Origin of the sequence: Nocardiopsis sp. ATB16-24, from assembly GCF_030271535.1 — a bacterium.
GTDB lineage: Bacteria > Actinomycetota > Actinomycetes > Streptosporangiales > Streptosporangiaceae > Nocardiopsis.
The window spans coordinates 1-24,471 of the sequence record NZ_JASCXJ010000032.1; the positions used below are offsets into that span (position 1 = coordinate 1).

General features: G+C 68.4%; 25 protein-coding genes. 11 read left to right on the forward strand and 14 right to left on the reverse strand.

The genetic code is table 11. The features are described from left to right. Positions 1-240: 240 nt before the first annotated feature. The 4 genes from PFX91_RS22545 (at position 241) to PFX91_RS22560 (ending at position 3,789) form a co-directional block, all read left to right on the forward strand. Positions 241-561, forward strand: a complete 321-nt coding sequence (locus PFX91_RS22545) for a hypothetical protein (protein ID WP_285735065.1) — start codon at positions 241-243, stop codon at positions 559-561. A 69-nt stretch (positions 562-630) separates the two neighbouring features. After that, positions 631-1,110 (forward strand): hypothetical protein, encoded by a 480-nt coding sequence (locus PFX91_RS22550; RefSeq protein WP_285735067.1) that lies wholly within the window; start codon positions 631-633, stop codon positions 1,108-1,110. Positions 1,111-1,142: 32 nt separating this feature from the next. Then, on the forward strand, positions 1,143-2,363 hold the full coding sequence (locus PFX91_RS22555) for a site-specific integrase (protein ID WP_285735069.1): 1,221 nt from the start codon (positions 1,143-1,145) through the stop codon (positions 2,361-2,363). Positions 2,364-2,499: 136 nt separating this feature from the next. Then, positions 2,500-3,789: a hypothetical protein gene (locus tag PFX91_RS22560; protein ID WP_285735071.1), complete on the forward strand. Its 1,290-nt coding sequence runs from the start codon at positions 2,500-2,502 to the stop codon at positions 3,787-3,789. A gap of 26 nt (positions 3,790-3,815) precedes the next feature. On the opposite strand, the gene PFX91_RS22565 is transcribed toward PFX91_RS22560, so the two are convergent. From PFX91_RS22565 to PFX91_RS22585, 5 genes are all read right to left on the reverse strand, one after another. Beyond that, positions 3,816-4,343, reverse strand: coding sequence for a hypothetical protein (locus PFX91_RS22565; RefSeq protein WP_285735072.1), 528 nt, complete (start codon positions 4,341-4,343; stop codon positions 3,816-3,818). Between the two features lie 142 nt (positions 4,344-4,485). Continuing rightward, on the reverse strand, positions 4,486-5,871 hold the full coding sequence (locus PFX91_RS22570; RefSeq protein WP_285735112.1) for an amino acid permease: 1,386 nt from the start codon (positions 5,869-5,871) through the stop codon (positions 4,486-4,488). Between the two features lie 248 nt (positions 5,872-6,119). Then, positions 6,120-6,875 (reverse strand): alpha/beta fold hydrolase, encoded by a 756-nt coding sequence (locus PFX91_RS22575; protein WP_285735074.1) that lies wholly within the window; start codon positions 6,873-6,875, stop codon positions 6,120-6,122. A gap of 12 nt (positions 6,876-6,887) precedes the next feature. After that, positions 6,888-7,700 carry an exodeoxyribonuclease III gene (locus tag PFX91_RS22580; RefSeq protein ID WP_285735077.1) on the reverse strand — a complete coding sequence of 271 codons (813 nt, stop codon included), beginning with the start codon at positions 7,698-7,700 and terminating at the stop codon, positions 6,888-6,890. A gap of 11 nt (positions 7,701-7,711) precedes the next feature. Then, positions 7,712-8,710 carry a tyrosine-type recombinase/integrase gene (locus PFX91_RS22585; RefSeq protein ID WP_285735079.1) on the reverse strand — a complete coding sequence of 333 codons (999 nt, stop codon included), beginning with the start codon at positions 8,708-8,710 and terminating at the stop codon, positions 7,712-7,714. Between the two features lie 87 nt (positions 8,711-8,797). Here PFX91_RS22585 and PFX91_RS22590 point away from each other — a divergent pair, with 87 nt between their 5' ends. After that, entirely contained in the window at positions 8,798-9,064 is a 267-nt protein-coding gene (locus tag PFX91_RS22590; RefSeq protein WP_285735081.1) for a hypothetical protein, read from the forward strand. 527 nt (positions 9,065-9,591) lie between these two features. Here PFX91_RS22590 and PFX91_RS22595 read toward each other — a convergent pair. After that, complete coding sequence (locus tag PFX91_RS22595) at positions 9,592-10,620, reverse strand: acyltransferase domain-containing protein (protein ID WP_285735083.1); 1,029 nt, start codon at positions 10,618-10,620, stop codon at positions 9,592-9,594. A gap of 118 nt (positions 10,621-10,738) precedes the next feature. On the opposite strand from PFX91_RS22595, the gene PFX91_RS22600 reads away from it, so the two are divergent. After that, positions 10,739-12,370, forward strand: a complete 1,632-nt coding sequence (locus PFX91_RS22600; protein ID WP_285735085.1) for an AMP-binding protein — start codon at positions 10,739-10,741, stop codon at positions 12,368-12,370. A gap of 59 nt (positions 12,371-12,429) precedes the next feature. On the opposite strand, the gene PFX91_RS22605 is transcribed toward PFX91_RS22600, so the two are convergent. Then, positions 12,430-12,714, reverse strand: coding sequence for a 4a-hydroxytetrahydrobiopterin dehydratase (locus PFX91_RS22605; protein ID WP_285735087.1), 285 nt, complete (start codon positions 12,712-12,714; stop codon positions 12,430-12,432). 365 nt (positions 12,715-13,079) lie between these two features. Here PFX91_RS22605 and PFX91_RS22610 point away from each other — a divergent pair, with 365 nt between their 5' ends. From PFX91_RS22610 to PFX91_RS22630, 5 genes are all read left to right on the forward strand, one after another. Next, positions 13,080-14,705: a nitrate- and nitrite sensing domain-containing protein gene (locus PFX91_RS22610; protein ID WP_285735089.1), complete on the forward strand. Its 1,626-nt coding sequence runs from the start codon at positions 13,080-13,082 to the stop codon at positions 14,703-14,705. A gap of 135 nt (positions 14,706-14,840) precedes the next feature. Next, a complete protein-coding gene (locus PFX91_RS22615) occupies positions 14,841-15,359 on the forward strand; it encodes an ATP-binding protein (RefSeq protein ID WP_285735090.1) in 519 nt (172 codons plus the stop codon). Next, positions 15,359-15,823, forward strand: a complete 465-nt coding sequence (locus PFX91_RS22620) for a roadblock/LC7 domain-containing protein (protein WP_285735092.1) — start codon at positions 15,359-15,361, stop codon at positions 15,821-15,823. Before PFX91_RS22615 ends, PFX91_RS22620 begins: the two co-directional genes overlap by 1 nt. Positions 15,824-15,830: 7 nt before the next feature. Then, entirely contained in the window at positions 15,831-16,211 is a 381-nt protein-coding gene (locus PFX91_RS22625; RefSeq protein ID WP_285735094.1) for a DUF742 domain-containing protein, read from the forward strand. Positions 16,212-16,431: 220 nt separating this feature from the next. Continuing rightward, positions 16,432-17,010 carry a GTP-binding protein gene (locus PFX91_RS22630; RefSeq protein WP_285735096.1) on the forward strand — a complete coding sequence of 193 codons (579 nt, stop codon included), beginning with the start codon at positions 16,432-16,434 and terminating at the stop codon, positions 17,008-17,010. A gap of 45 nt (positions 17,011-17,055) precedes the next feature. Here the strand turns inward: PFX91_RS22630 and PFX91_RS22635 are convergent, their stop codons facing one another. The 7 genes from PFX91_RS22635 to PFX91_RS22670 form a co-directional block, all read right to left on the reverse strand. Beyond that, positions 17,056-17,865: an ABC transporter ATP-binding protein gene (locus tag PFX91_RS22635; protein ID WP_285735098.1), complete on the reverse strand. Its 810-nt coding sequence runs from the start codon at positions 17,863-17,865 to the stop codon at positions 17,056-17,058. Positions 17,866-17,884: 19 nt separating this feature from the next. Then, positions 17,885-18,715: a FecCD family ABC transporter permease gene (locus PFX91_RS22640; protein WP_285735100.1), complete on the reverse strand. Its 831-nt coding sequence runs from the start codon at positions 18,713-18,715 to the stop codon at positions 17,885-17,887. Beyond that, on the reverse strand, positions 18,712-19,746 hold the full coding sequence (locus PFX91_RS22645) for a FecCD family ABC transporter permease (RefSeq protein WP_285735102.1): 1,035 nt from the start codon (positions 19,744-19,746) through the stop codon (positions 18,712-18,714). The genes PFX91_RS22640 and PFX91_RS22645 overlap by 4 nt, the downstream gene beginning before the upstream one ends. Positions 19,747-20,351: 605 nt before the next feature. Next, positions 20,352-21,119 carry a sulfite exporter TauE/SafE family protein gene (locus PFX91_RS22655; RefSeq protein WP_285735104.1) on the reverse strand — a complete coding sequence of 256 codons (768 nt, stop codon included), beginning with the start codon at positions 21,117-21,119 and terminating at the stop codon, positions 20,352-20,354. 216 nt (positions 21,120-21,335) lie between these two features. Further along, positions 21,336-21,962, reverse strand: a complete 627-nt coding sequence (locus PFX91_RS22660; protein WP_285735106.1) for an alpha/beta hydrolase — start codon at positions 21,960-21,962, stop codon at positions 21,336-21,338. Then, entirely contained in the window at positions 21,959-22,909 is a 951-nt protein-coding gene (locus PFX91_RS22665; RefSeq protein ID WP_285735108.1) for a ring-cleaving dioxygenase, read from the reverse strand. The genes PFX91_RS22660 and PFX91_RS22665 overlap by 4 nt, the downstream gene beginning before the upstream one ends. 196 nt (positions 22,910-23,105) lie before the next feature. Then, positions 23,106-24,350, reverse strand: coding sequence for an MFS transporter (locus PFX91_RS22670; RefSeq protein ID WP_285735110.1), 1,245 nt, complete (start codon positions 24,348-24,350; stop codon positions 23,106-23,108). Positions 24,351-24,471 lie beyond the last annotated feature (121 nt).

The following is a 24,471-nucleotide window of genomic DNA, read 5'->3' on the forward strand; positions in this document are numbered from 1 at the left end:
CCACCCCCCGCACCATCGACGAACTACGCCTCCTGGCCGCCTTCACCCACCTGATCGACAACGCCCACCCCTGGCCCCACACCCCCCGAACACCCCCACCACCCCGGTCCCACCCACCCCCCACGTGGAGTACGTTTTAGACGACGGCGCACCCGGCCCCACCAACGGCCGGCCACAGCCCAGCACCACCCCGGCGCACACCCGACCCGCCACACGCTTCCGAAAGGCACCACGGCCCCCGTGTCTGACCGTCCCTCCGCCCCCGGCGGCGACCGCAACACCCGCCACCCCACCGGCATCCGCGTCGTCATCACCCTGCTGGCGCTGGCCGCCCTCCTCCTAGGCCCCCTGGGCTACCTCCGAGGCCTCAACGCCCACGCCCACGCCGGATCGGCCGCCGAATGGTTCACCCTGGCCTTCGCCGGCGCCGTGGGCATCCCCCTCCTGGCAGCGGCCGTGGCCACCGTCGCCGGAGACCGCAAAGCCGCCCTCTGGTCCCTGGCACTCCTGGCATGGCCGCTGATCTTCGTCACCGCCATCCACCTCACCCAGACCCACTGACCCGCCCACCACCCACAACGCGCCCCCGACCACCCCGACCACCCGCCCCAACAGCGGTAGGCTGACCGCGTGTCACCCAAGAAACGCACCCGCCGCAAAACCCGGCGACCCGACACCACCCACACCCGACGAACACCACGGGCCACCACACCCGCCCTTGCGCGCACACCGGTGGTGATCGCCGACCCGCCCGACCGCAGGATCACCGCCCTGTGGGCCACAGCGGCCCTCCTGTGGTTCCTGGGCACCCCCCTGGCCCTGGCCAACCTGCTCTTCTCGGTCATGGACCTGCAACAGGCCACCCTGACCACGACCGACCCCACCACACCACCCCCCGCCGACGTGGACGCCGTCGGCAACGCCCTGATCTGGGTACTGCTCACCGCCCTGGTCGTCCCCGCCGCCTCCACCATCGCCGCACTCCTGCTGCGCAGAAAGATCGCCGCGATCGGCTTCGCCACCGCCCTGGCCATCTCCGCGCTACCCCTGCTGTGGCTCATGCCGCCCGCCGAACTGTGGAACGCGCTGCACACCCACCTCCTGGGATGACACCCACACCCACACCCCACCCAAGGAGCCCCATGCGCACCCACCCCGACCCCGACACACCCCTGCCCCTGCCCGAACCCGTACGCACCCGCCTGGAACACACCACCCACAGCGTCCTGATCGACACCCACGCCCTGGCCCGGGTCCGCCAACGCTTCGACGACGAACAAGCCCACACCCTGGGCCGCTACCTGGCCAACGCCCAATCACCCAACACCCTGCGCGCCTACCGCACCGACTGGACCGGCTTCACCGCCTGGTGCCTGGCCGAGAACCGCCGCTCCCTACCCGCCGACCCCGTCGACGTCGCCGTCTACCTGGCCGCCTGCGCCCAGGCCCGCACCCCCGACGGCACCACCTGGGCCCTGGCCCCCTCCAGCATCGAACGACGCGCCGCCGCCATCGCCGCCGTCCACGGAGCCCACGGCCTGGACTCGCCCACCCGCGCCGAAGTGGTACGCATGACACTGCGCGGCATCCGCCGCACACGCAGAGCACGCCCCCGCCGCAAGGACCCCGTGACCCTGTCGACCCTGGAGACGCTCCTGGCCGCGGGCCCCGACCACCACCACCCCCACGGGGTGGCACGCCGCCGCGACGCCCTGCTCCTGATCACCGGCTTCGCCGGCGCCCTGCGCCGCAGCGAACTGGCCGCCCTGACCTTCGACGACGTCACCGTCCACACCGACCCCACCACCGGCGCCCCCGCCCTGATCATGGCCCTGGGAGCGACCAAGACCGACCCCGAGGACCGCCACGGACACAGCGTGGCCCTGCCCCGAGGACGACACCGCCACACCTGCCCCGTGTGCGCCTTCGCCGACTGGTCCGCCCTCCTCCAAGCCCACCGCGACGGCGGCACCGAGGCGGTACGCGCCCTACTGCAACGACCCCGCCCAAGCGACCGCTCCACACACCACTGCCACCACTGGCACGGCACCGACCTCGCCGACGGCACCCGACGCCCACTCCTGCCCACCGTGGACCGCCACGGACACATCGGCACCCGCCCCATGTCGGGACGGGCCGTTTCCGAACTGGTCAAACGCTACGCTCGACGCGCGGGCCTGGACCCCGCCGACTTCGGCGGCCACTCCCTACGGTCGGGTTTCGCCACCCAGGCGGCCCTTGGCGGCGCCGGCGACCGCCAGATCATGCGTCAGGGCCGCTGGACCAACCCGCGCACGGTGCACGACTACATCCGCACCGCCGACCCCCTGGAGGACAACGCCGTCACCCGGCTGGGCCTGTGACCTCGGCCTCGCCCTCGGCACCCGTGGCATCTCAGATTGTCAACAAACACACCAGCAACGCCCGAAACCACCCACTAAAGTGCGATCCTTCCCTGATGAGACATTAGGTTGGTTGCGTAAGAAAGGGGACGCTCCGATGGTCGACGAGTTTCGCGCAGCCTTCCAAGAACTGATCGACGCCTCCGTCGCCACCGACCCCCGACACTTCCCCCCAGCCGTCCACAAGGTCTACCTCCTGGCCTCCCAGATCCCCGTCTCCGAACGCGAACTCGCCCTGGAAGCCCTCGCACCCCTGCTCACCGGAGACCACGCCGCCCCCGGCATCATCGCCGACCTGTCCGTCGTCGCCGGCGCACTCGTGGAAATGGGCACCGACCCCGGCCCCACCGGCACCCAAGTCCTCCACCGCCTCCTCACCATGGGCAAAGGCGCCATCGTCTTCGCACGCGCCTGGGAACGCACCGGCGGCGGCACCCCACCCGACCCCGACACCATCACCGCCGACGCCGAAGCACGCGTGGCCACCGACCTGGGCACCGACGCCCCCAACGCCACCATGTGCTGGTGGACCATCCGCCGCCACGGACTGGCCGCCAAGACCATGCTCAGCCAATCCACCGTCCGCTCCCACATACGCCGCGACCCCACCCTGCACGCCGAACTCGTCGCCATCGCCAACCAACTCAGCGACCTGCTCACCGAATTCGACGAGGTCCGCACCCTCCTACGCATGGCCGAGGCCACCAGCGCCCTGGTCCTGGACCGCACATCCCAACGCGCCTTCCGCGTCCTGTTCGACGGCATCGGCGACAACTTCCAACTCCACACCCTGCTCGCCGACGCCCTCATCGGCCCTCAAGGCCAAGGACTACCCGGAGAAACACCCGACCCCCGCTGGGTCAACGCCTTCCGCGACGGCCCCGTCGACCCCCACGCCCCCACCGTCCGCGGCTGGTGGAACCTGGTCGCCCACGACGGCACCTGGGTATGGAACGAAGGCATGCCCGCCGAAATCCCCACCATCGACGGCGAACGCGTCCTGGTCCTGGACCAACAGCCCTACCCCCGCTCCTGGAGCGCCCGACGCCGCCACCCCCAGGTACACGGCTGGCTCGAAGTGGAATCCGAACTCGACCCACAAGAAGCCGCCCTGTGGTGGAAACGCGTCGCCCCCACCGAACCCGCCATCCCCAGCCCCGACGAAACCGACCACACACCCCTGCCCGAACCGGTCGTACTACAGCCCCACGACCAGCCCCAACCCCACCTGGTGCGCGGCTTCATGGCCGAAGAACCCACCACACCCGATCCCGAACCACCCACCCCGGCCCCCGCACACCCCGCCCCCCGTCAAGGCAAGGGACTCCTCCCACCCCTGCCACCAGGAGTGTCCAACAGCTCCGCCTGGGGACCCGACTGGCGCTGACCCCACCCACCCGCCGGCCCCACCGCTCAAGCCCGATGCCGCGGCATGTGAGAGGGAACCGAAGCGGTCGCCGCCACCCGCCCCCGCACGGGCCCCTCCTCCTCATCGTCGTCGTACAGGCCCTCGAAGTACCCCTCCTCCTCCGAGACCTCCTCCCGACGCCGCCAACGCCCACCCACGAACAAGGGCGCCACCAACAACACCACCACCGGCACGAACACCCCCAGCGGCAACAACACCAACGCACCACCGGTCCCCGCAACCTCCGGCAACCGCTCCAACAGGTGCATCCGCAACAACGCCGCCGCGGTCAAACCCCCCACCGCCAACGCCGCACCGAAAGGCAACATCGGCGTGAGCCTGCCGGGCACGGCCATCAACGCCACCAACAACCCCACACCCACCAACCCCGCCACCGCCAAGGGCCCCGCACCCTGCACCACACTCAGACCCGCACCGTGCAAAGCACGCAGATGAGCAAAAGCCCACCCCGACATCAACACCAACACAGGCCCCACAACAAGACCGGACAACAAACCGACGACATGACGCACGGGGGTGCTCCTCTCAGGGGGTTGCGCAAACCTTAGCGACAAAACAACCCACACCACCACACCGACCCGACCCGACACCCCACCCCGAACACACACAAAGGCCCGGCCCCACACAGGGACCGGGCCTGAACACACAAAGAACCTACACATCCCCCCGACCACGCCGCAGACCCTCCGCACCAGGCCGACCCGGCACCGCCAACACCCGATCACTGGGGGAGAAGGCACCCACACGCCGACGCACCTCATAAGCCACCAACGCCACCACCACCGAACCCACCGACGCCAACAACGCCTGACGCTGATCGGCGATGACCAACATCGCCACGAAGATCACCACCAACCCCCCCAACACCACCCACGTCAAATACGGAAACGCCCACATACGCAACGTCAACCGCTGCGGCTCACGCCTTCGCACCCGCGCACCCACCACCAACTGCGAAGCACAGATCACCAAGAACAGAATCAACAAGATCGCGCCGATCGAGGACACCAAAAAAGGAAACACCCGCTCAGGCCACACATAATCGGCCACCACCGCGGCATAACCCACCACCGTGCCCAACAAGATCGCCCGCACAGGCACCCCACGCCCACTGGTCCCACCCAGAAAACGAGGCGCGTCCCCCTGCCGAATCAAAGTGAACAACATCCGCGAAGAGGTGTACATCGCCGCATTGAGCACACTCAACACCGCAACGAAGACCACGACCTCCATGATCACAGCCGCCCCCGGCACACCCACATGCTCCATCACCGCCACGAAGGGACTACGCACCGCATCCACGGTGTCCCACGGCAACACCGTCACCACCACCGCGATCGAGGCCACATAGAACAACCCGATACGCCACAACACATTGGTCACGGCCAAAGCCACCCCACGCTCAGGCTCGGCACTCTCACCGGCCGCCACGGTGACGATCTCCACCCCACCAAAAGCGAACAACACCACCACCGTGGCCGCCAACACCGCCACCCACCCCTGAGGCGCGAACCCCCCGTGCTGCCACAGATTGGCCACACTCGACCCACCCGAGCCGCTCCACAACCCCAACGCCCACAGACCACCCACCACCAAGAACGCCACGATCGCGGCCACCTTGACCACGGAGAACAACGACTCGGTCTCAGCGAAAACACGCACCGACACCACATTGGCCACCGTCATCGACAACAGCACCAACAAAGCCAACGCCCACCCCGGCACCCCCGGCACCCACCCGCCCAGAATGGTCGCCCCCGCCACCGACTCCGCGGCCACCAACACCGCATACATCCACCAGTACACCCAGCCGATCGTGAAACCGGCCCGAGGACCAAACGCCAAACGAGCGTAATCAGAAAAAGAACCCCCCGCGGGAACGGCCACCACCATCTCACCCAGAGCCCGCAAGGTGAAGAACACCAACGCACCGGCCAGAACATAGGACACCACCGCCGCCGGACCCGCCAACCCGATGACCGCCCCCGAGCCGATGAACAACCCCGCACCCACCGAACCACCGATGGCGATCAACGCCATATGACGCCGCCGCAGAGCAGGAACCAACCCCCCACCCCCGCCACCGCCTCCCTCGGCCGCCGAGGACGACCCCACACCCCTTCTCACCCGACCCACACCAAGCACCCCACCCCACCGAAAACACCCCATCACCCCATGATGTGACACACCACGCCACCCACACCGACCACACACCGGGGGACAGGCACCCACCCACACCAACAACAACGGGGGCGAGGGCCCACCACCCCCGCCCCCGCACACCCCACTCAGGCCTCCCCGGCCTCCACCTCCGACCGCCCCGACCCGGCACGCTCACGCGCCTCCACCACATCAGCGGCATCCGCCACGATCCGCGAAAAATTCACCGGCTGATCCAAATTCACCATATGACCAGCACGAGGAACATTCACCAAACGCCCATCCACACACGCCTCAAAAAAATGCTTCTCATGAATCCGAAAATGATCCCGCGCCCCATTGATCAACCACACCGGCCCCGGATACGACGACAACGACGTCAACACATCCATCTCCGACACCGCATCGATCACCGCAGTGGCCGCCTCCACCGCCAACCCACCATCCAACACCGCCTCAGCCGCACCATCACGCAACGTCAACCGATGAAACCGCTCATTGACCGCCGCACCCTTGTCCGGCAAACGATCCATCAACACCGCAGGAATCCGATACACCTGCGCCAACAACTGCGCCGGCTTGGCCGTACAACTGGCCGCCACCAGACCCGCCACCCGCCCCGGAGCCGCCCCCGCCGCAGCGATCGACACAAAACCACCCAAACTCAAACCCACTAACAGAGCACGCCCACCCACCCCATCGATCGCCCCCAACACCGCATCCACCGCACGCCCCAGCGAGAACTCCTCACCCCGCCGCGACCCATGACCAGGCAGATCAGGCGCCACCACCCTGCGCCCCAAACCCTCCAACAACTCCACCTGCGGACGCCACATCGTCCCCGACACCCGCAACCCATGCACCAGAACAATCGGCACACCCACGACGACCTCCTCCTAACCCACCCCGTAACACACCGTCACCGGAGCATGATCAGACCAACGCAACCCATGCTCGGCCGCCCGCTCCACCCGCGCCCACTCAACAGCAGCCGCCAACCCCGGAGTGGCCACCTGCAAATCAATCCGCCACCCCGCATCATTATCAAAAGCCCGACCCCGATAAGACCACCACGTATAAGGCCCCACCTCATCCGGAAAAACCGACCTCACCACATCCACATAACCCGCCTCACCAAAAACCCGAGACAACCACTCCCGCTCCTCCGGCAAAAAACCCGCATTCTTACGATTACCCCGCCAATTCTTCAGATCCACCTCCGCATGAGCGATATTCCAATCCCCACACACCACCAACTCACGACCACACTCCTCCACCTCACGCCGCCGCTTGACCAGATACGGCAAGAACGCCTCCATGAAACGCTCCTTCTCCTCCTGCCGCGACGTACCCACCTCACCCGAAGGCAGATACAAACTGGCCACCGTCACCCCACCCAGATCCACCTCCACATACCGACCCGCATCCTCGAACTCCGCCTCCCCGAACCCCACACGCACACCATCAGGCTCACGACGCGAATACACCGCCACCCCCGCACGCCCCCGCGCCGCCGCCGGAACCAACACCACATGCCACCCCTCAGGCGACACCACCTCCGCCGGCAACTGATCCGCCTCAGCCCGCGTCTCCTGCAAACACACCACGTCCGCCTCCGTGGACGCCAACCACTCCACGAACCCCGGATCCTTCTTCGCCGCCGCCCGAAGCCCGTTCACATTCACAGTCGACACAGTCAAAGAACTCATGAGACCAAAGCCTAACCACCCACCGACCCCCCACCCTCCCCGGCCAAACGCCGCAACACCCCATAGGTACGGTTCGACGAAGCCGCCTCCCGCTGCGCCCGCGCCGTCACCTCGATGTACGCCTGCGAAGAGGCCACCGACGCATGACCCAACAAATGCATGATCTCGGTGACCGACGCCCCATCCTCGGCCAACCGCGTGGCGAACGTATGCCGCAACGCATGCACCAACGTCCCCCGCGCCACACGATCATGCACACCCGCATGCCGATAACACTGCTTCACCAGATACTGCAACCCACCCCGCCGCAACCCCCGCCCCCGGTTGTCCACCAACAACGGATCCGACCCCCGCACCCGACCGAACCGCTCACCCCGCGAAGCCAAATAGGCCTCCAACAAAGCCTCCAACGGCACCTCGATCGGCAGAACACGCTCCCCACCCCCCTTACCCACCACCCGAATACGCCGCTCACCCGCACGACCACCCACCGAATCCACCCGCAGCGCCAACATCTCCGCCGACCGCATCCCCGTCAACAACGCCAACGCCAACACCGCAAGATCCCGCTCCGGCCACGGATCACGCGCCTTACGCGCACCCCGCGCCAACGCCTCCAACAACCGCTCAGGCGTGTCCTCACCCCTCAACGGCTTGGGAGACGAAGCCCGCACCCGCGGCCGCGGCACCGCCGACATCGGATTGCCCGCCACCACCCGCTCCGAGACCCAAAAAGCGAAGAACCCGTTCCACGTCGACCACGCCCGCAACACACTGGAGGCCGCACGCTCGGCCGCGAACTCCGCGAACGCCGCCCGCAACACCCCCGCGTCCAGATCCGCCCACCCCACCAGCTCAGGCTCGACGCCCTTCACCCCGGCCACACAACGCAACACCCCGTGCAGATCACGCCGATAGGCGGCGATCGTGTGCGCAGAGGGCTTGGCCGCCCCACGCGCCACCAGATACTGCTCAACGGCCTCGACCACGGACCCCTGCTGTGCTCCCATACCCCACAGCATCCCCGATCCCGCAAGCACTTCCACCGCCGGAAGCCCCCGAACACGGCGCCGGGAAAGGAACGTGCCCTGCCACCCTTGTTGCCCTCGGTGATGGGGGAGTTCGGCCGGGTGCTCGCACCCGGCGGCATGGCACTGGTCTCCTTCCAGGCGCACCTCGCCCCCGGCCAGGACGCCGAGGCCTTCGACCACACGGTGGCACCGGCCCACCGCTACGCACCCGACCACGGGGCCGAGCTACTGGCCCAGGCGGAGATGGACGAGGTCGCCCGCCTGATCATCGCGGCGGGGGAGGACCCTCGACGAGGCTTTCCCCAGGCACACCTCCTGGCGCGCCGACGATGACCCCGCACGGGCCCCAGAGCGGGGGAGTGGCAGCAAGCAGGTCACATGAAGGGGAGGACCACCACAGTGTGCGCTTTGCGCACAACTTGGCGACAGAGTTCCGACGGGACCCGAACGCAAGGGGAGGGGCCGACACCCCCGCCGGACACCCCAACGGTCAACTAGCGCATAACAACACAAGTCACCACAGATTCATGCATAACACACTTTATGCATGAAACACGTATATCCCCGGAGAGGACCCCGCACCACCACAACCCCTCAGCAAGAACACCCACCGACCCCCAGCACCCACCACGCCCACCTCACACACCACCGACCCACCCGACACCGACACACCCGAAGAACACCGCCACGAAAAACCCGAACCACCACACACCACCGACCCACAGCCCACACCACCAGAAGCAACACCGAGCATCAGCCGGCCCTCCACAAACCCCTCCCCACACCCCCACCCAAAACGCCGATAATGCACATTATGTCAAGTAAAAGCCTCAAAGCCCCACCCCCAGGCCCCACACCCCTCACCCCACCAACCTCAACCACCCCGTACGCACCCACAACGACCCACCCGACTCCAACCGCTCCACCACAGCACGCTCCAACCGCGTCCGCCGAGACGCCCCCGCCACATCCACCACCGGCATCCCGAACACGAACCGGAACACATCCGACTCCCCACGCCGCCCCTCACCCACCAACGTGAACCGCCGCTGAAAACCCACGATGTTGGACCCCTCACCCAACACCTCACCCCACTGCGGATCCAACAACCACGACGTACACGTGGCCACCACCGGATCAAACCCCAAATGCGCCCGAGCAAACCCCCGAGCCCGACCCAACGCCTCATCCACCGACACCGGATCCAACCCCCCCGAAGGAATATGCAACCTCAACGCCATATCCCCCCACCCCATCCCACAACCCAACCGCGCAGCCTCCTCCGGCGCATACCACTCCACACCCCCCTGATCCACCAACAACCCCGGCTCCAACTGCAACCCACCCACCCAATACAAACGCCCCCGAAACTGCGCAGCCACCCACGCAGACGTCTCCAGACACAACCGACCGAACATCCGACGCGAACGCGCCACCTGCACACCCACATCGGCCAACGTCGCCACCGTCACCGACGGATCCACACCCAACGCCCCATGCGCCTCGAACTGCGCCCCCACCCGAGCCGCGAACGCCCACAACGACGCCACCCGCACCCGCGGATCCTCCGCCTCCACCAAAGAAGGCCACCCCTGCCACCGCCCCACCGGCAGCTCAGCATCAGCACACAACCGCCGATACATACACCCCACCAAATGCCACAACTCCGGCGGCCACTCCCCCTCCACCGACCCCGAACCCGGCCACAACACCTCGACCTCGGCCCGATCGACCCCCTCCAGAGCAAACAAATCCAACACCCGCGAAGCCTCAACCCCCACAGGCACCTCCAGAGCCCTCACCGGCTCCGGCAACCGCTCAGCCTCCTCCAACCACACACGCACATCCCCACCCAAACCGAACCGCTCCACCACAGCGACGCTATCCATCCCCACATCATGACCGACCCCCACACCCAGCGCGAGTGAGGCCACCCTCACAACGGGGCATAGTCTTGAAGCAACCCACCAACACCACCACACCGACCGAAAAAGAGGACCACCACCGATGCCCGTGCCCGACCCGGCGCACCACATCCACAACTGGATCGCCACCTACGACACCCCCACCACATCGGTGGCCCACCTCCTCTGCGACCGCCACTCCCCCCACACCACCGCCACCACCGAAATCGGCCCCACCCTGACCGCCACCACCCTCACCTTCGGCGAACTCACCGAACGCTCCCGCGCCCTGGCCGGCGGACTCGCCCAACTCGGCATCACCACCGGCGACCGCGTCGCCACCCTCATCCCCAAAGGCATCGACCTCACCATCACCGCCCTGGCCACCTGGCGCCTGGGAGCCGTCCTGGTCCCCCTCCTGTCCTCCCTCGCCCCCTCCGCCATCGCCCAACGCCTCAAGAACTCCAACACCCGACTCGTCGTCTGCGACGCCGAATACCGCAACAAACTCGACCCCGTCCCCGACACCCTCCTCTCCCCCCCACCCCACATCGCCACCACCGGCACCCACCCCCTCCGCGAAGGCGACCACACCCTGGCCGACCTCACCCGACAAGGCACCCGAACCCCACCACCCCCCGACACCGCCATCGGAGGCGACGGCCTCCTGGCCATCCTCCACGTCTCCAGCGTCATAGGACCACCACGCGGAGTACGCGTACCCGTACGCGCCCTGTCCGCCATGCACGCCTACCACCACTACGGCCTGGGCGTACAAGACCACGACGTGTACTGGAACACCGCAGACCCCGGATCGGCCTACGGCCTCTACCACGGCCTCATCTCACCCCTGCTCGCAGGACACGGCTCCCTCGCCCTACGAGCCGGCTTCTTCGACCCCGAACTGACCCTGGACGTCCTGGGCATGCACGGCGTCACCAACCTGGCCGCCGACCCCACCACCTACCGCACACTGCGCGCCACCACCAAGACACTGCCCCCCGAGGTCATGGTCCAGCGCCTGACCAGCGCGGGAGAACCACTGGCCCCCGACGTCATCGACTGGGTCACCGACACCTTCGGCGTCCCCGTACGCGACCACTACGGCCAGACCGAACTCGGCTGGTGCGTAGGACTGCCCAACGCAGAGACCGGCCAAGACCTCCCTCCCCCACCCCCCGGCGCCGTCGGCCACGCACTACCCGGCTGGCGATTCCACGTCCTGGAAGCCATCTCCGACGACCCCGCTCCCCCGGGCACCTACGGACGCATCGCCGTGAACCTGGCGGAGAGTCCCCTGGCATGGTTCGACGGCTACACCGGAGACGAACGCGCCTCACAGACACGCTTCACCCCCGACCGCGCCTACTACCTGACCGGAGACACCGGCATCTGCGACCGTGACGGATTCCTGTTCTTCTCCACCCGCGACGACGGCGCCATCTCCACCTACGGATACCGAGTCGGCCCCACGGAAGTGGAATCGGCGCTCAACGCCCACCCCGCGGTACAGGAAAGCGGCGTGTACTCCATCCCCGACGAACTGGCGGGACAGGTCATCGGAACCCGCGTGGTGCTCCGACCCGGCCACGAGGAAAGCCCCGAACTGGCCGAAGAACTCAAGGAATGGGTGCGTGACCGCATCGCCGAGCACGCGGTCCCCCGCGTTGTGGACTTCATGGAGGAACTGCCCAGGACCGCCTCGGGCAAGATGCGAAGAGCCCGCCTGCGCTGAGCGAGACGAAGGCGTTTCGCCGGGCCGCGGTCTCCGCGGCCCGGCACACGGCTGTCGGGTCAGGGAACGAGCTCGTCCACACGAGCGGCCAGCGCCATGTCCTTGTCGGTGACGGCGCCTTCGGAGTGGGTGCTCAACGTCAGGTGCAGCGTGTCGTAGCGGATGTCGATGTCGGGATGATGATCGGCCTGCTCGGCCGCCTGGGCGATCTCGTTGACCAGGGCGATGGCCGCGGAGAAGTCCGACAGGCGCACGCTCCGCCGGATGGCGGGTGTGGCGGGGTCCAGTTCCCACCCCTCAAGGCGGGTCAGACCTTCCTGGATCTGGGTCTCGGTGAGTCGCATGATGCTCCTTCCTCCTGAGATGGGCCTCTCATCGATGTGGTGAGAGGATCTACCCACTCGCGGTGGTGGACCACGTTACTTCCACAGGAACCCTTTGGTATCAAGTGCGGCGAAGCCGCTCCTTTGTGTTTTTTGTGTCTTTCTTTTTAGAGAAAAGAAGTTCCACCTTTACGATGTAGATTTTCAATGGATCGTGTTATCAAGCCGGGTTCCGACCTTTGACGTGCACTGATCCGCCTCACCCCACACCACCCCACCGCGAAGGCTTGCGAAATCCCCCGCAGGACGATCCACTCTGGTGGACTCCGGACTCCCCCACCCGGCGGGCCCCGATCAGCGCCCGCCTCTCCCCCGGAAGCGAGCCCATGCCCCACCAGAAGCGCCGGTCGCTTCGCGTCCGCCTGATCACGCTGGTCCTCATCCCCAGCACCGCACTCCTGGTGCTGTGGGCCGCCCTCACCGCCCTCCTGGTCGACGACATCCGCGAACTGCGCTCCACCGCCGCCCTCACCGAGCAGATCGGCACCCCGGTGGTGGAGACCATCGGCGCCCTCCAACGCGAACGTCGCGCCACCATGGACGCCGCCCGCGGAACCCGGAGTACCGCCCTCCGTCTCGCGTACGCGCGCCAACAGACCAACGCGGCCACCAAGACCCTCACCGAGAGCCTCGGCCTGTTCGACGGCGACGACCTCCCCGTACAGGTCCTGGACTTCCACGAAGCACTCGAGGGACTCGGCTCCCACCGTGCGGGCGTGGACTCGATCCTGCCCTCCGAGATCACCCTGGAGGACAACGCCACCGCCTACACCGAGACCATCGAACTCGGCCTACGCGTATGGGACGCCCAGATAGAGCGCGCCGGCCCCCGACAGGTCCCCCACCTGCGCTCACTGACCTCCCTGATGCGCACACGCGAGCTCCTCAACCAACAGGACGCCGTCCTGGCCCACGCGGTGGCCACCCACACCTTCTCCGCCCAGGCCCATGCCCGGTTCGCCGCCGCGGCCGGAGCCCACCACTACACCTGGGACCGGGTCGGCGCCGAACTGAGCGAGGAGGACGGCCAGGAGTACGTGCGTCTGGAGTCCTACTCCGCCCTGCAACACATCCACCGACTCCAGGAGAACATCATCAGCACGCCCGTCCAGGGCACCGGCACCGTCCCGGTCAACGCCACCGCCTGGCAGGGCGCGGCCGAAGCCGTGGACTCACGCATGAGCAGCGTCGAACAGGGCCAGATCGACAAGGTCATCGCCTTCAGCCACACCCAGTCCACCGAACTGCGCACCAACGTCCTCCTGATCAGCGTGCCCGCCCTGGTGGCGGCGCTGGCCTCCACCGCGATCGCGGTCGGCGGCACCCACAGACTGGTACGACGCCTCCAGGACCTGCGCACCTCCACCCTGGAACACGCCCGCCTACGCCTGCCCGCGGTGACCGCGCGATTACGCGCCGGAGAGCCCGTGGACCTGGAGACCGAGGCACCTCGCCTGAAGGTGGAGCACACCGACGAGATCGCACAGGTGGCCCAGGCCTTCAACGACGCCCAACGCGCGGCGGTGGCCACGGCCCTGGAGGAGGCCCAGGTACGCGCGGGAGTACGCAACATGTTCCGCAACATCGCCCGCCGCACCCAGACACTGGTACACCGCCAACTCCGCCTCCTGGACACCTTGGAACGCAACGAAACCGACCCCACGGCGCTGGAGGCCCTGTTCCGCATCGACCACTTCAGCACCCAGATGCGACGCAACGCCGAGAACCTGATGTTGTTGAGCGGAGACCCCCTCCACGCCAAGGAGTGGAGCCCCTACGACTGCACGAGGTGGTACGGGCCGCGGCCGGCGAGATCGAGGACTACGCACGTGTACGGATCTCGGTGCTGCCCCAGGTCGCACTGCGCGCGGACGTGGGCACCGAGACGGTGCGGCTCCTGGCGGAACTGCTGGAGAACGCCACCTCCTTCTCCCCACCCGACACACAAGTGACGGTGGAAGGCCGCACGCCCCCCGACGGAGGCTGCGTACTACACGTCCACGACCAAGGGCTGGGTATGACCGCCGACCGGCGAGAGTCGGCCAACGCGCTACTGGCCCACCCGCCCCGCTTCGACCTGGCCACCATTGCGCGAGGACTCCCCGCTGGGACTGTTCGTCGTGGCCACGATCGCAGAACGCCACGGACTGCGCGTCAGCCTGCACCACCAGGACCCCGAAGGCACTCTCGCGGTCGTGACCGTGCCCGCCCACGCACTGGCCTCCCGAGGAGAACCCGCGCACACGACAAGGGACACGGCGCCACACCGCTCCCTCCACCTCGCCGACACCTCATCGGTGAGCGCCGGCGAACACGTTCACGACGGCGCCACGCCCACGGACCGGTCCGCCACGACCACCACCCCGCCTCCGGCGCCCGAGCACGAGGACCCCGAGACCTACATGGGTCTGCCCCGACGCAGACGCCGGCCACGCCCGGACCCCTCCCCCACCGCCGCACCGCTCCCCACGGCCGAGCAACGGCCACTGTCACAGATCCAGTCGATGATGAGTGCTTTCCAGGCCGGGACGCTGCGCGCACGCGCACAGCATCCGAGGAACGACCCCACGGGCGCCCACGACACGAGCCCCGAACAGAAAAGGTGATGTCCATGACGGCGAGAACCACCGCACAAGGCAGAACGGACGACGGCGGCGGGTTGGACTTCGCGTCCGCCGCCGGGAGGCTGGACTGGCTCCTGGCAGACCTGGTGGAGAGGGTGGCCGGAGCCCGACACGCCCTGTTGCTGTCGGCCGACGGGTTGCTGCTGTCGGCCTCGCCCGGCCTGGACCGGGAACGCGGTGAACGTCTGGCCGCGATCGCCTCGGGATTCGCGAGCCTGGCCCAAGGGGCCCGCGGACAACTGGGGGCCGCCCAGGTGCGCCAGACGATCGTGGAGATGGACAACGTGTTCTTCTTCGTCGTGGCGGCCGGACAGGGCGCCTCACTGGCCATGTCGGCCACCTCCACCTGCGACATGGGACAAGCCGCCTTCGAGGTCAACCGCCTCGTACGGCAGGTGGGACCACACCTGTCGGCCCTGCCCCGCAACAGAGGCGGAGGAGGGTAGGAGACCCATGAACGCGGTACCACCGGGACCGGACCCCGAGCAGGAGTGGTCGTTCGAGTCGAACCTGATACGCCCCTACTCCCTGACCGGTGGGCGCACCCGCCCCTCCCGGTCGGACTTCTCACTGACCTCCCAGGTCGTGTGGATCCCTCCGGGACCCACCACGGGGACCGATCCCGAGGTGGAGCTGCTCCTGACCCTGTGCGAACGGCCTCTGTCGGTTGCCGAGGTGGCCTCGCGCTCGGGTTTTCCCTTGGGTGTGCTACGCGTCCTGCTCGCCGACCTGATGGACCAGGGTCACGTGGAGGTGCACACTCCCACGTGGGAACACAAGCGACCCGACGCGCGGACACTGCGTCGGGTCCTGGAACGCATCCGACGATTCTGAGGCTCCGAAGAAAGGCGGACACCGGCCCGCGCCGGCCCTGAAGAACAGACCCGACGGGCATCCGATCCCGCCCACCGACACGCCCTGAAAAACGAGAGAAGGACATGCGCGCCCGGTTCCACCCCCGACGCACGGACCCGCCATCCCCGGCCCCCGGGCACCGCCCGACCGACCAGGCCCCTTTCCGCTCCGGGAACCGAAGCGTTGTGAGGAAGACACCATGACGAGCACCCCAAGCGCGGGACCGATCCCCGACACCCTGAAGATCGTGGTCGCGGGAGGTTTCGGGGCGGGCAAGACCACCCTGGTCTCGGCGGTGAGCGAGGTGGAGTCCCTGCACACCGAGGAACTCATGACCTCCCCCAGCATGGGGGTGGACGACCTGGAGGGGGTGGAGTCCAAGACCACCACGACGGTGGCCCTGGACTTCGGTCGCATCACCCTGGACCCCTCCACCGTGGTGTACTTGTTCGGCACACCCGGTCAGCGACGCTTCTCCTTCATGTGGGAGGAGCTGGCGCACGGAGCCCTGGGCGCGGTGGTGCTGGCGGACACACGCCGCCTGGCCGACTCCTTCGACGCCATCGACTTCTTCGAACCACGCGGAGTGCCGTTCGTGGTGGCGGTCAACTGCTTCGACGGCCAGCGCACCCACCGAGCCGAGGACGTACGTGTGGCCTTGGACCTGGAGGATCAGGTACCGCTGCTGTTGTGCGACGCGCGCGACCGGGAGTCGGTCAAGGAGGTACTGGTGGAGTTGGTGACGTTGGTGCTGCGTTCGGCCCTCCTCGACCCCTGAGCGCCGGTGGAAGGGACACGGTGCCCCTCCCACCGCGGCGACCCCTCAACGTGCGACGCCACGGCGGTCCACCGGCACGATCATCGGGGTGCGGGTCTCGGGATCCTCGATCACACGCACCGGCAACCCGAAGACCTCCTCCACCAGTTCGGCGGTCACCACCGTGGCCGGATCCCCCTCGGCGACGATGGCGCCCTGACGCATCACGATCAGATGGGTGGCGTAGCGGCAGGCGTGGTTGAGGTCGTGCAGGACCGCGACCAGGGTGTAACCGCGCTCGGCGTGCAGATCCGCGCACAGGTCGAGCATGTCCATCTGGTGGGCGATGTCGAGGTAGGTGGTGGGCTCGTCCAACAGCAGCAAGGGCGTCTGCTGGGCGAGCACCATGGCCAGCCACACACGCTGACGCTGCCCACCGGAGAGCTCGTCCACCGACCGTTCGGCCAGTTCGGCCACACCGGTGGCCTCCATCGCCTCGGCCACCACCGCCTCGTCCTGTTTGGACCACTGGCGTAGGAATCCCTGGTGGGGGAAACGTCCGCGCGCGACCAGGTCGGCCACACCGATACCGTCGGGGGCGATCGAGGTCTGGGGAAGCAGCCCCAGACGGCGGGCGACCTCCTTGGCGGGGTAGGAGCCGATCGCCTGCCCGTCCAGGTACACGTGGCCGTGCGCGGGCTTGAGGGTACGCGAGAGCGCCCGTAGGAGGGTGGACTTGCCGCAGGCGTTGGGCCCGACGATCACCGTGAAGGAGTTGTCCGGGATGGTCACGGCCAGGTCCTGGGAGATGACCCGCTGCTCGTAGGCCAACGTCAGTTCCCGACCGTGCAGACGGGAATCGGCTGGGGTGGGCATGGTTCTTCCTCGGTCCTTGTCAGGCGCGTTGACCGCGCCACTCGATGTACAGCAGCCAGATCAGATAGCCGCCGCCGATGACGGCGGTGACCACACCGACCGGCAGCTGCACAGGGGCCAGGGCGCGCAGGGCCACCAGGTCGGCGATCACGAGCAGGGTCGCGCCCATGAGGGCGGAACCGGCCAGGGTGGTCCCGGTACGTGCCAGACGTCCGGCCAACTGGGGTGCGGCCAACGCCACGAAACCGATGGGACCGGCCACCGCGATGGCCGCGCCGGTCAGGGCGCTGGCACCGGCCAAGGCGACGAGCTGGGTGGAACGGGTGGGCACGCCCAATCCCCGCGCGGTGTCCTCGCCCAGTTCCATCAGACGCAGCCGCCCGCCCAAGGCCGACAGCAGCGGCCCCAACAAGGCGAGTCCGATCCACACCGCGGCCACCTCACCCCACCCCCGGCCATGGAGACTGCCGATCATCCAGATCTGGGCCCCCATGGCGTCGGTGAGATCGGACCTGGTCATCAGGTAGTCGCGCACCGCACCGAGCATGGCGGCCACGCCGATACCGACCAGGACCAGACGATAGCCCTGGACGAAGAAGACGTCCAGGCGTTCCCCCTGGCCGATGACGGCGGCGGGCACCGCCCTCAGGGGGATCTCGTAGTCGCCGACCGCGACGGACACGGCCAGGGCCAGGACGCTCAAGGCGGCCAGGACCACGACGGTCAGGAGAAGACGCGGACGCACCAGCAGCGACAGACGGTCACCGAACAGGCGTAGGGCCAGGGAGCCGCGGGGCGTGGTACGGCTCGCGGCCTTGGCGGGACGTGGCGGGGCCAGGGTGTGGCTCACAGTCGGGACATCTTTCTGCTACGGACCAGGGCGATGAACAGTGGTGCTCCGACGAAGGCGGTGATGATACCGACCTCCAACTCCGAGTGGGGCAGGACGACGCGGCCGACGGTGTCGGCGGCGGTGAGCAGGACGGCGCCCGACAGGGCGGAGTAGGGCAGCAGCCAACGCTGGTCTGGGCCGGTGATCAGGCGCGCCATATGGGGGACGACCAGCCCTACGAACCAGAGGGGTCCGGCCGCGGCCGTGGCCGAACCGCACAGCAGGATGACGCTCACCGCCGTGACGGCGCGGACCAGGGGGACGTTCGTGCCCAGGGTCGCGGCCAGATCGTCGCCCAAGGCGACGGCGTTGAGGGAGGGCCCCAGACACAGGGTGAGGGCCACACCCGCCACGAGGAAGGGAGCGACCTGCCAGAAGACGTCGAGGTCGCGACCGGTCAGCGAGCCCACCTGCCAGAAGCGGACGCGGTCGAAGACGAAGGTGTCGAAGACGAAGACCCCGTGGACGAGCCCTTGCAGGACGGCGGACAGAGCGGTCCCGGCCAGGGCCAGGCGTACGGGGGTGGCGCCGGCCCGACCGCGTGAGCCCAGGGCGTAGACCGCGCAGGAGGCCAGGGCGGCGCCGATGAAGGCGGGCCAGACGTAGGCGGCTCCGGTGGCGCCGAAGACCAGGGAGGCGACGACGACGGCCGCGGCGGCTCCGGAGTTGACTCCGAGGATGCCGGGTTCGGCCAGGGGGTTGCGGGTCAGAGCCTGCATGAGGGCTCCGGCCAGCCCCAGGGCGGCACCGACGAAGACACCGATGATGGTGCGGGGCAGACGCAGGGTGCGGATGACGTCGTGGTCGTAGGATCCGTCGTAGTCGCTCAAAGCGGCCCAGACCTCGGCGACGGGGATGGGTTTGGCGCCGACGGTGACACTGAGTAGAAGGCAGACGGCCAAGGCGCCTAAGGCGAGGACCAGCCCGAGGGGGCGGATGATGCGCCTGGTGGTCGTGGGGCGCGGAAGGGCGGGCGCGCGCAGGGCCACGGCTTCCCCGTTCGTCGTTGCGTGGATGGTGGACCGCGGGGGCGGTCCCGGGTGGCGCGGAGAACACCACCCGGGACAGGTTAGCCTTACCTACGTCCTGCTCGCACGAAAGGGTCCCCCTACGACCCCTGTGACGCGTCCTCACCTTCTCGTACTCTTTCCTACCGGAGTCCTGGCGGTGACAGGACGCACCGCGGACCCGTACCGTCTCCCACCGGACGGTGACCGCACCCGATCGGACCCGGTGAGCGACTCACCCACCGAGGACGACATCGAGGAGTCGGCCGACATCGCACCGAACCCGATCTCGGTGTCCACACCCGGGCGCGAGGCCAGGCCCGGATGCCGGACCAGGCCGACGGCGACGCGACCTTCGTCCTGACCGGCTCCGGTTCTCCCGACGTCCCCAGGTCTTCTCCGAGGGTGGATGGGCCGACCTGGGGGCGGTACGCGCCGAGCAGGTGTACCGGATGGACCATGACTTCTGGGGCGCGGCCGACCACCACGCCGCCCACCGCGATCATGACCGGACGGACCGACCCGGCCGTGTGATCCCCTCCCCCGCGGTCGGGGTGCGCCCGGCGGGGGACTCCGATACGCCCCGCTCAGACCACCAGGTCCCAGCCCATGCGCACCAACAGGGCCAGCACGACCACCAGCAGGACGGCGCGTACGAAGCCCGATCCGCGTCGCAGGACCATACGGGCGCCGATCTGGGCTCCGACGATGGTGCAGAAGGCCAGGCCCAGCCCCAACATCCAGTCCACGTGCCCGCCCAGGGAGAAGACGGTCAGCGCGCCGAGGTTGGTGCACACGTTGACGATCTTGGCCGAGGCCGAGGCGGAGACGAAGTCCATGCCGATGACCGCGGTGAAGGCGATGATGAGGAAGACACCGGTGCCGGGGCCGATGAGGCCGTCGTAGAAGCTGACACCCAGACCGGCCAGGGCGATGACGGCCAAGAAGCGGTTACGGGTGCCAAGACGTGGGTCGCTCACCACCCCCATGGTGGGGCGGAGATAGACCATCAGGGCCACCCCGGCGAGGACGACCATGATGACGGGTTTGAGCACGTCGGCGGTGAGCGCGACGGCCAGGGCCGCGCCCAGACCCGAGCCCGTCACGGCCAGGGCCGCGGTGGGCAGTACCACGCGCCGGTCGATGGTGACCTTGCGGGCGTAGGCGATGGCGGCGGAGGTGGTGCCGAAGACTGCGCCGAGTTTGTTGGTGCCCAGCAAGGTCGCCAAGGGCGTGGTGGGGGCGGCGACCATCAGGGCGGGCAGCAACAACAGGCCTCCTCCGCCGACGACGGCGTCGATCCAGCCCGCGGCGACACCGGCCAGAAGGAGCAGGCCCAGGATCTCGGGGTCCATCTACCGCACGCGCCGTGGGCAGGAGGTGATCATCGCTTCTTCTCTTGGCAGGGGAGAGGTTTTCTCGGGGGAGCCTATCCGGTCCTCGTAGGTTCGCCTCGGGGTGGGGTTCGTTTCGACCTTTTAAAACTGCCGCCTTTACGACGTAGATTCAAGAAGGGAAAAGGCGCGGCGGCGCCCGGAGTCAAGGGGCGCCGCCGCGATCTGCGAATCCGCTCACATGTGCGTGAACCAGGACCGGGCCTGTTCCAGCACCTGTGGATCCAGTTGGTGCCCCCCGGAGTGCTCGCTCTCCCGCACCTGCGCTCCCCTCTCCCTCAGTTGGGCGGCCAGCAGGCGTGCCTGGTCGATGGGGGTGATGGGGTCGGCCACCCCCGAACCCAGGAACACCCGTGTGCCCGACAGGTCGACCCGGTCGGGCTCACGCCCCTGCAAGGGCGCTCCGCCCGCGAACAGGGCCGCGCCGCTCACCAGACCCGGATGCAGCAGCAACAGGGCCGCGCCGATGTTGGCACCGTTGGAGAATCCGCAGGCCACGATCCTGTCGGGGTCCAGATCGTAGGTGTGGGCGGCGGCGGAGACGAACCCCGCGAGTTCGGCGCTGCGCCGGATGAGGTCCTCGACGTCGAAGACGCCCTCGCGCAGGCGGCGGAACCAGCGGTTCATTCCGTTCTCGTCCACCTTGCCCCGAGGGGAGAGCAGAGCCGCCCCCGGCGCCAGCGTCCGTCCCAGCGGCAGCAGGTCCTCCTCGTCCGCACCGGTGCCGTGCAACAGCAGCACCGTGGGCCCGTCCGGCACCGTGGCGGGCACGAAGACGTGGACGAAGTCGTCGGTCGTGGTCATCGCTGCACCTCCAACTCCGGCAGGCGGGAGGCGATCTGCTCGCGGTTGGGCTCCAGCCACGGCGGGAGTCTCAGGGAACGTCCCAGTTCCAGCAGCGGCTCGTCGTAGTCGAAACCGGGTCCGTCGGTGGCGATCTCCAGCAGGACTCCTCCGGGTTCGCGGAAGTAGATGGAGGTGAAGTAGCGGCGGTCACGGATCTCGGTGACGCCCACGCCCTCACGCTCCAGCCTCTGGCGCCAGGCCTCCTGGACGGGGCCGTCGGGCGCGCGGTAGGCGACGTGGTGCACCGTCCCGGCCGCGACCAGGCCGCGCGGCGCCTTGGGCGCGGCCACCACGTCGACGATGGTGCCCACGCCCTGACCTGAGGCATTGGTGTGAAAGCGCATGCGGTCACCGTTCTCGTCGGCCAGGCGGAACCCCAGTTGACCGCTCAGCATCTGGACGGTGTCCTCCACGTCGTGCTCGGTCAGGGTGACGGCGCGGATGCCGCGGATGGCGTGCTCGGCGGGCACACCGGCCTGGTCCCAGGGTTCGGTGTCGTGGTGGTCGGCGCTCGCGGCCAGTTCGATGATCAGCCCGTCGGGGTCGCGCAGGCTGAGCACGTCCTCCTCGCCGCGCTCGCCGGGGCGAGTGGCGTGCACGCCCAGCCTCCTCAGGTGCTCGTCCCACCAGCCCAGGGAGCCCTCGGGTACGGAGAAGGTCGTGGTCGTGGCCTGACCAGCGCCGATGCGCCCCTTGGGGGCGCCCGGCCAGGGGAAGAAGGTCATGATGGTGCCCGGGTTGCCCGCCCGGTCACCGTAGTAGAGGTGATAGGTGTCGGGTGAGTCGAAGTTGACGGTGCGCTTGACCAGGCGCATCCCCAGCACGTTGAGATAGAAGTCGGCATTGGCCTGGGGGTCGCCCGCGATGGCGGTCACGTGGTGGATTCCCGCGGGGCGCACGTCCATGTCCTCACCCTTTCGTCGAGGTCGTATACGTGCCTGTGGACCAATGTAGTTGAACTTTAAACCACATTGGAGGGCGTGTCCCCCCACACTCCCCCGCCTTCGGTCGAGGAACAAGCACACCGCGCGTGTCGCGCGGCCCGAGCACGCCCCCGCCGCGCACCTGAAGGAAGGCACCGGGCACGGGTCGACCGCACCCTCACTCCGAGGACGCCCCGATCCGGGGCAGGCGACGCAGGCGCAGGCCCACCAGTCCCGCGCACACGCACAACCCCGACGCGAAGACCACCGCACCGCCCCAGCCCACCAGGTCGTACACCAGCCCGCCCGCCCAGCCGAAAAAGCTGGACCCCAGGTAGTAGGCCAGGGTGTAGACCGCCATGGCCTGTGCCCGTCCGTCCACCGCACGGGAGCCCACCCAGGCCGAGGCGGTGGCGTGGGCGGCGAAGAAGGCGAAGGTCATCACCGCCAGCGCCACTAGCAGGCCCGGCACGGCGGTACTGAACAATCCGCCCAGTCCCAGGACCATCAGCCCGGTGGAGACGGCCAACACCACATGACCGCCCCAGCGCGCGGTGGCGTTGCCGGCGATCGCCGAACCGAGCATCCCGGCGGTGTAGGCCAGGAAGAGCAGGGAGGCCGCGGCCTGCGACAGACCGAAGGGCTCGGCCATCAAACGGAAGCCCAGCAGGTTGTAGATCGTCATGAAGGCGCCCATGAGCAAAAGGGCCTGGGCGTACAGGGCCGGCAGCCCCGGCGTGGTCATGGCGGCACGCAGACGCCGGACCGTACCGGTACGGGCGCCGTCGCCCCGCCCGCCCCGCGCCGGGGCACGGTGCCCGCGGGGCAGCACCACGACGAACACGACCAGTGCCGACAGGCCCAGGAGGGTGTTGGCGGCGATCCCCCACTGCCACCCGCCCCACTGCGCGACCACACCCGCCAGCAGTCGGCCGCCCATGCCGCCCAGCGGGTTGCCCGCGATGTACAGGCCCGTGGCACGCGGTGCGTCGGCGGGGTGGATCTCCTCGGCCAGATAGGCGACCGCGGCCGCGGGCACTCCTCCCAACGCGGCGCCCTGGGCCGCCCGCAACACCAACAGCACCCACAGTTCACCCGCGAAGGGGATCGCACAGCCCAGCATGGTCGCCACGAACAGGGACAGGGCGATGACCCGGGCCCGACCGATCCGGTCCGCGGCCCCGCTCCACACCAGGGTGAACCCGGCCAGTCCACCGGTGGCCAGCGACACCACCAACGCGGTCTGGGAGGCGGAGGCCGCGAAACCCTCCGCTATGGCGGGCAGGATCGGCTGCACCGACCACAGTTGGGCGAAGGTGGCCACCGCCGCGGCCACCAGCGCCACGACCGTACGCCGATAGTCGCTGCTGCCCGCCCGGGGCCGCATGTCGGACTCGGCCGAGGAAGCGCTGGTCAAGATCATTGGTAGTCAGAGGCGCGGTACCCGTTCCCGGGCCCGTTTCCTCATCCCCCTTTCAATCCGTGCGTGCGGTTTTCCCGCACACGGCTTACCGATGATCTTCTAAACCGGGTTACGCAACCCC

What these genes read in the sequence shown, in the direction of transcription:
- PFX91_RS22580 (WP_285735077.1), bottom strand. Translation starts at nt 7,700, where the DNA reads ATGAGTTCTTTGACTGTGTCGACTGTGAATGTGAACGGGCTTCGGGCG.
- PFX91_RS22585 (WP_285735079.1), bottom strand. Translation starts at nt 8,710, where the DNA reads ATGGGAGCACAGCAGGGGTCCGTGGTCGAGGCCGTTGAGCAGTATCTG.
- PFX91_RS22625 (WP_285735094.1), top strand. Translation starts at nt 15,831, where the DNA reads ATGAACGCGGTACCACCGGGACCGGACCCCGAGCAGGAGTGGTCGTTC.
- PFX91_RS22600 (WP_285735085.1), top strand. Translation starts at nt 10,739, where the DNA reads ATGCCCGTGCCCGACCCGGCGCACCACATCCACAACTGGATCGCCACC.
- PFX91_RS22635 (WP_285735098.1), bottom strand. Translation starts at nt 17,865, where the DNA reads ATGCCCACCCCAGCCGATTCCCGTCTGCACGGTCGGGAACTGACGTTG.
- PFX91_RS22595 (WP_285735083.1), bottom strand. Translation starts at nt 10,620, where the DNA reads ATGGATAGCGTCGCTGTGGTGGAGCGGTTCGGTTTGGGTGGGGATGTG.
- PFX91_RS22670 (WP_285735110.1), bottom strand. Translation starts at nt 24,350, where the DNA reads ATGATCTTGACCAGCGCTTCCTCGGCCGAGTCCGACATGCGGCCCCGG.
- PFX91_RS22620 (WP_285735092.1), top strand. Translation starts at nt 15,359, where the DNA reads ATGTCCATGACGGCGAGAACCACCGCACAAGGCAGAACGGACGACGGC.
- PFX91_RS22610 (WP_285735089.1), top strand. Translation starts at nt 13,080, where the DNA reads ATGCCCCACCAGAAGCGCCGGTCGCTTCGCGTCCGCCTGATCACGCTG.
- PFX91_RS22605 (WP_285735087.1), bottom strand. Translation starts at nt 12,714, where the DNA reads ATGCGACTCACCGAGACCCAGATCCAGGAAGGTCTGACCCGCCTTGAG.
- PFX91_RS22570 (WP_285735112.1), bottom strand. Translation starts at nt 5,871, where the DNA reads ATGGCGTTGATCGCCATCGGTGGTTCGGTGGGTGCGGGGTTGTTCATC.
- PFX91_RS22630 (WP_285735096.1), top strand. Translation starts at nt 16,432, where the DNA reads ATGACGAGCACCCCAAGCGCGGGACCGATCCCCGACACCCTGAAGATC.
- PFX91_RS22665 (WP_285735108.1), bottom strand. Translation starts at nt 22,909, where the DNA reads ATGGACGTGCGCCCCGCGGGAATCCACCACGTGACCGCCATCGCGGGC.
- PFX91_RS22560 (WP_285735071.1), top strand. Translation starts at nt 2,500, where the DNA reads ATGGTCGACGAGTTTCGCGCAGCCTTCCAAGAACTGATCGACGCCTCC.
- PFX91_RS22660 (WP_285735106.1), bottom strand. Translation starts at nt 21,962, where the DNA reads ATGACCACGACCGACGACTTCGTCCACGTCTTCGTGCCCGCCACGGTG.
- PFX91_RS22555 (WP_285735069.1), top strand. Translation starts at nt 1,143, where the DNA reads ATGCGCACCCACCCCGACCCCGACACACCCCTGCCCCTGCCCGAACCC.
- PFX91_RS22655 (WP_285735104.1), bottom strand. Translation starts at nt 21,119, where the DNA reads ATGGACCCCGAGATCCTGGGCCTGCTCCTTCTGGCCGGTGTCGCCGCG.